Source organism: Microcystis sp. M_QC_C_20170808_M9Col (genome assembly GCF_007095495.1).
Taxonomy (GTDB): domain Bacteria; phylum Cyanobacteriota; class Cyanobacteriia; order Cyanobacteriales; family Microcystaceae; genus Microcystis; species Microcystis aeruginosa.
This window is the reverse complement of the sequence record NZ_SFBZ01000093.1, coordinates 1-5,035: the sequence shown is the minus strand read 5'-3', so window position 1 is coordinate 5,035 and position 5,035 is coordinate 1. Positions and strand designations below refer to the sequence as shown.

Annotated in this window: 6 protein-coding genes and 2 pseudogenes; 2 read left to right on the top strand and 6 right to left on the bottom strand. The window is 40.8% G+C overall.

Annotated features, from left to right (window positions below; all coding sequences use genetic code 11):
• Window positions 1–120 precede the first annotated feature (120 nt).
• Window positions 121–990, bottom strand: a complete 870-nt coding sequence (locus EWV68_RS06080; RefSeq protein ID WP_287169182.1) for an alpha/beta fold hydrolase — start codon at window positions 988–990, stop codon at window positions 121–123.
• A gap of 160 nt (window positions 991–1,150) precedes the next feature.
• Here EWV68_RS06080 and EWV68_RS06075 point away from each other — a divergent pair, with 160 nt between their 5' ends.
• The gene (locus tag EWV68_RS06075) at window positions 1,151–2,068 is read left to right on the top strand and encodes a histone deacetylase family protein (RefSeq protein ID WP_061433372.1); all 918 of its coding nucleotides are present in this window, start codon (window positions 1,151–1,153) and stop codon (window positions 2,066–2,068) included.
• 115 nt (window positions 2,069–2,183) lie between these two features.
• Window positions 2,184–3,377, top strand: a complete 1,194-nt coding sequence (locus tag EWV68_RS06070) for a Coenzyme F420 hydrogenase/dehydrogenase, beta subunit C-terminal domain (protein WP_287169180.1) — start codon at window positions 2,184–2,186, stop codon at window positions 3,375–3,377.
• A gap of 128 nt (window positions 3,378–3,505) precedes the next feature.
• On the opposite strand, the pseudogene EWV68_RS06065 reads toward EWV68_RS06070, so the two are convergent.
• The 5 genes and pseudogenes from EWV68_RS06065 to EWV68_RS06045 form a co-directional block, all read right to left on the bottom strand.
• A pseudogene (locus EWV68_RS06065) lies at window positions 3,506–3,634 on the bottom strand (type II toxin-antitoxin system RelE family toxin); the annotation flags it as partial.
• 126 nt (window positions 3,635–3,760) lie between these two features.
• Window positions 3,761–3,871: pseudogene (locus EWV68_RS22050) on the bottom strand (type II toxin-antitoxin system RelE family toxin); the annotation flags it as partial.
• A gap of 11 nt (window positions 3,872–3,882) precedes the next feature.
• Window positions 3,883–4,092, bottom strand: coding sequence for a hypothetical protein (locus EWV68_RS06055; RefSeq protein ID WP_002738788.1), 210 nt, complete (start codon window positions 4,090–4,092; stop codon window positions 3,883–3,885).
• Between the two features lie 485 nt (window positions 4,093–4,577).
• Window positions 4,578–4,781 carry a tetratricopeptide repeat protein gene (locus EWV68_RS06050; RefSeq protein WP_287169178.1) on the bottom strand — a complete coding sequence of 68 codons (204 nt, stop codon included), beginning with the start codon at window positions 4,779–4,781 and terminating at the stop codon, window positions 4,578–4,580.
• Window positions 4,782–4,783: 2 nt separating this feature from the next.
• Window positions 4,784–5,035, bottom strand: a 252-nt coding sequence (locus EWV68_RS06045) for a type II toxin-antitoxin system VapC family toxin (RefSeq protein ID WP_502705785.1), incomplete at its 5' end; no start/stop codon positions are given.

Sequence of the window (5,035 nt, the reverse complement as noted above, 5' to 3'; positions counted from 1 at the left end):
TTCAGGGAAAAAGTCCAGGGATTTTCCCCCCGACCACTCCCATATCTGGTACTTTTTGATTGACAAAAAGTCTAAAAGTCTTACCCAACAAGGTTTTTAGATTTATTCAGCTAACCCTACTTAGCGAAGAAAATCCTCGATCGCCTGTCCCGTCTCTTTTGGTGCTTCTTCTGGTAAAAAATGACCGCTGGCGATCGCCTGTCCCGTGACTTGATTAGCTCGCTGCTGCCAAAGAGCGATCACATCGTATTGACGTGCAATGAAACCTTTTTTTCCCCAAAGAACCAAGAGGGGAGAGGAAATTTTCCGGTCTAAATCCTGACGATCATGCTCTAAATCGATGGTAGCGGCGGCCCGATAATCGGCACAAGTGGCGGTTATCGTCCTTAAATCTCGAAAACAACGCTGATATTCCCCCAAAGCTTCCTCTGTAAAAGCGCTAAAATCTCGCCCCCAACTTTGCAAGCAATGTTGAAGATAATAATCGGGATTAGCGGCGATCAGGGTTTCGGGAAAAGGGGAAGGCTGAATCAAGAAAAACCAATGATAGTAGGCAGTGGCAAAAGTTTTATCAGTCGCTTCGTACATCGCCATCGTTGGTGCTATATCGAGTAAAACGATTTTTTTGACCTTTTCTGGAAAATCAAGGGCGAGACGGTGGGAAACTCGCGCCCCTCGATCGTGGCCGATTAGATAAAACTCCTGATAACCAAATTTTTCCATCAGCAACACCTGATCGAGGGCCATCACCCGCTTGCAGTAATTGCTAGAATCCTCTAGGGGTAAGGGTTTATCGCTATCCCCGTAGCCGCGGAGATCCGTGGCGATCACTGTAAAATTAGCCGCTAATCGGGGGGCGATTTTATGCCACATTTGATGGGTTTGGGGATAACCATGGAGCAACAGCAGCGGAAAACCGCGCCCACCTTTGATACCATTGATAGTAATGCCATTAACTTCTAGCTGAAATTTCCGAAAATTTGTCAGCATTTTTGCTTCCTGTCACCTTGGGGAAAGATAATTGCATCATCTGGCAAAAGTGACCCAATCAGTAAAGTTTTTTCACTATAGCCGCTCAAGCCGCTGCTTTTCTGGTAGATTAAAACCATTGGGTTGCTCAAAAATCAACGAGTTAAGCAGTAATTTGATTATGATCTCGATTATCTATTCCGATGAATTTCTCGATCACGATACAGGTATTTACCATCCCGAAAAAGCGGCGCGTTTAACGGCAATTGTCGAGGCTTTAAAACAAACAGAATGGCAGTCAAAATTAACATGGCATTTACCGACACCGCTCGAAATTCGCGACGAAGTACTCCCTTTGATCAAACAAGTTCATAATCAAGATTATGTTGATATATTGCGGCGAATTTGTCAACAGGGTGGGGGAAGATTGGATGCAGATACTCCCGTTTCTGCCCGTAGTTACGATGTGGCGTTACTAGCGGTTAGTGGCTGGTTAGATGGGGTAGATCGAGTCTTATCCACCGGCGATCCTGCCTTTATTTTAGCCCGTCCTCCCGGGCATCATGCCACTTCTAATTATGGCATGGGTTTCTGTCTGTTTTCTAATGCTGCTATTGCCGCTTATTATGCTTTAGAAAACAAAAGAGTGCAAAAAGTAGCGATTCTCGATTGGGACGTGCATCACGGCAATGGCACCCAGGATATAGTCGAAAATCATCCCCAGATTGCCTATTGTTCCCTTCATCAATTCCCCTTTTATCCCGGCACGGGAGAAGCGAGAGAAAAAGGTGAGTTTAATAATGTTTTGAATATTCCCTTACTGGCGGGAAGTACCATTAAAGATTATCAAGAACATTTTGAGGGGCAAGTCATACCTTTTCTGAAAAATTTTCAACCGGATTTAGTGATTGTTAGTGCTGGATATGATGCCAATCAAGCGGATCCTCTGGCGGGAATTTGTTTACACCCACAAGATTATGGAATTTTAACCAAATACCTCTTAACTCTCAAGAAACCGCTGCTTTTCGGCTTAGAAGGCGGTTATGATTTAGAAACTTTAGCGGCTTCCGTCGTCGCCACCTTAGAAGCTTTGCTCTGATCCTATTCCGGGTAATCGTTACATTTCTTTAAAAAGATTGCTAACAAAGTGATGGAATGCGGTAAGGTAAACGATCGATAGAAAAAAACCCTTGACCTAGTTGCCTTTTAAGATTATGAACTCGCTTGCGCCACACCTCAAAGCCAAAGCCCTCAAGCCCAATAGTCGTCGTCCTGCCAAAGAATTGTGTAGCGAGTGCGGACTTTGTGACACTTATTATATTCACTACGTTAAAGAAGCTTGTGCTTTTCTCAATCAACAAATCGCCGATTTAGAAGCAGAAGCACACGGCAAAAGTCGCGATCTAAATCAGGAAAATGATCTCTATTTTGGCGTTCATCAAGAGATGATGGCTGCCAAGAAAAAACAAGCTATTCCCGGGGCGCAATGGACAGGAATTGTCAGCACAATTGCCTGTGAAATGCTCAATCGTGGTTTAGTAGAAGGGGTGGTTTGTGTGCAGAATACCGCCGAGGATCGCTTTCAACCGCAACCGATTCTCGCCCGTACCACCGAAGAAATTCTCGCCGCTAAAGTTAATAAACCGACTCTTTCTCCCAATTTATCAGTCCTAGAAGAAATTGAAAAATCAGGCATGAAACGGTTATTAGTTATCGGAGTTGGTTGTCAAATTCAAGCCCTAAGAGCAGTAGAAAAAAAATTAGGCTTGGAAAAGTTATATGTCTTAGGAACTCCCTGCGTCGATAATGTCACCCGCTCAGGACTGCAAAAGTTTCTAGAAACTACCAGTCGTTCCCCAGAAACCGTGGTTCATTACGAATTTATGCAGGATTTTCGGGTACACTTTAAACACGAAGATGGCTCGATGGAAATGGTTCCCTTTTTTGGCTTAAAGACTAATAAATTAAAGGATGTTTTTGCCCCTTCCTGTATGACTTGTTTTGATTATGTTAACTCCCTTGCCGATTTAGTTGTGGGCTATATGGGCGCACCTTTTGGCTGGCAATGGATTGTCGTTCGTAATGATACGGGCAAGGAAATGTTAGAGTTAGTTAAAGACCAATTAGATACCCAAGATGTTATGTCTAGTGGTGATAGAAAACAGGCGGTACAAAATAGCATTCCCGCCTACGATAAAGGTGTAACTTTACCTATGTGGGCGGCAAAAATGATGGGAGTAGTAATTGAAAAAATCGGGCCTAAAGGTTTAGAATATGCTCGCTTTTCCATCGATTCTCACTTTACCCGTAATTACCTTTATGTTAAACGTAATTATCCTAAAAAATTAGCGGCTCATGTTCCTGAATATGCTAAAAAGATTGTGGAACAGTATAAATTGCCCGATTAATTATTCACTTGCTCCGGCGGGGGAATAGAGAAAAATTACCCCGCTTTCTTAACATTTTTAGCTGATTTGTACCTTACTTGGCAATAATATAATAATGCTAAATTGTTGAAGGAAGATGTTACAGAGGCTCAATAAGCATCTTGGCGATGAATACTACTCAATATGATAATCAGCATTTCTTTATCTTGAATTTTGTAAATGATGCGATAATCCCCTATTCTAATTCGGTAGGTATCATCATATCCTTTGAGTTTCTTAATTGATTAGTTCGCTCTAGATAAAAAACAATTGACAAAAATAGCTAAATGCCTTTCTATATAAGGGTTCCATCCCTTATAACTCCCCTCCATTGCATAACACAAACCGAAGAGCCTGAGTTTCTTGACTCCGCTAGGGCGAGGTGTATCGGTAAGTAGTCGAATGGCAGTAATTAGGCGTTTGCGTTGTTGTTTGGGTAAGTTGTTTAGTTGTTTTTGAACGGGTTTCGGAATAATAACTCTCTAGTTCACGCTTGAGTTGCCTCATATTCTTCGAGGGTTAGATAGTCTCCTGCTTGATAAGCTGATTCAGAAGCTATTATGTTAGCTTGTTCTTCTTCTGTAATTTCTATTTCAGTATGTCGTTCTTTGATAAAGAGCAAAAAGTCAAGTAATTGAGTCAAAAGGGTGTCAGGTGTCTGCTCGATTTCTTTAATAAGTTGTTCTTTGAGTGTCATAGCTTTATCGGTTATCAGTAATCAGTTATCAGTGAGCAGTAATCAGTGAGCAGTGATTAATTCAATTATAGTCGATGATAGGTGGTGCGTTAGGACGGATTGTTAGCTTGAAGTTAAAGCGGAAATTTTGGCCGTCTAACGCACCCTACTGGATTGTTTCAGCTAATTTGGTGTATTAGAAAAATGCTATAAATTCTATAATCTAAGACTTTAAGCCGAAATCTATTGCCCTATTTTAGCTGAAACAGTCCACTACGTTTTTCTGGATGTTGTTAAATTTTCTCTTGACAAAGGCGACTTGACATGATATTATATTCATAATGGAAAATCCGTGCGCCTGCAAACCCTATTTTCCAATGGTCTTAACTATGATTGATGTGATTATGTGATTGACTAGGATTGGTTCATTCAATCAATCTTCATCTCTAATCTACTCTTCACTAGCTCCCTAATCATAGTTCATCATTCAATCATTCCAATCATAGTTAAGACAGCATCCTCAGATAATTCTGATAAACGGTTTGAGTATGGGGGTGATTTTCCCCTAATCCTTCTCTGAAAATATTAATCGCTTCTAGATAGAAAGGTTCCGCTTCTGAGTATCTGCCTTGACAATAGCACAAATGTACTAAATTGTTGAGGGAAGTTGCCACATCGGGATGATTGTCTCCTAGTAGTCGTTTTCTCAAATCTAATGTAACTCTATATTTTGAAATAAAATGAAAAATCCTTCTTGTGTAAAATGCTTATCGTGGGTAAGAATTTCATTTATATTCATTTGGCGCATTGTTTGCATGGATATACAATCTGTTAAGCTGTAATCCTTATCTGGACGATTTTGATATAAATCTAATCCTGATTGGAACGTCTGATGAGTTTGAGGTATAACTAAGATTTGGGGATTATTTTGTAAGCCTCTAATAACTTGTAAAGTTTTTCGTCT

Bases quoted from the DNA above. Each gene is read 5' to 3' on its own strand.
- EWV68_RS06080 (WP_287169182.1), bottom strand. From the start codon at position 990: ATGCTGACAAATTTTCGGAAATTTCAGCTAGAAGTTAATGGCATTACT.
- EWV68_RS06075 (WP_061433372.1), top strand. From the start codon at position 1,151: ATGATCTCGATTATCTATTCCGATGAATTTCTCGATCACGATACAGGT.
- EWV68_RS06070 (WP_287169180.1), top strand. From the start codon at position 2,184: ATGAACTCGCTTGCGCCACACCTCAAAGCCAAAGCCCTCAAGCCCAAT.
- EWV68_RS06055 (WP_002738788.1), bottom strand. From the start codon at position 4,092: ATGACACTCAAAGAACAACTTATTAAAGAAATCGAGCAGACACCTGAC.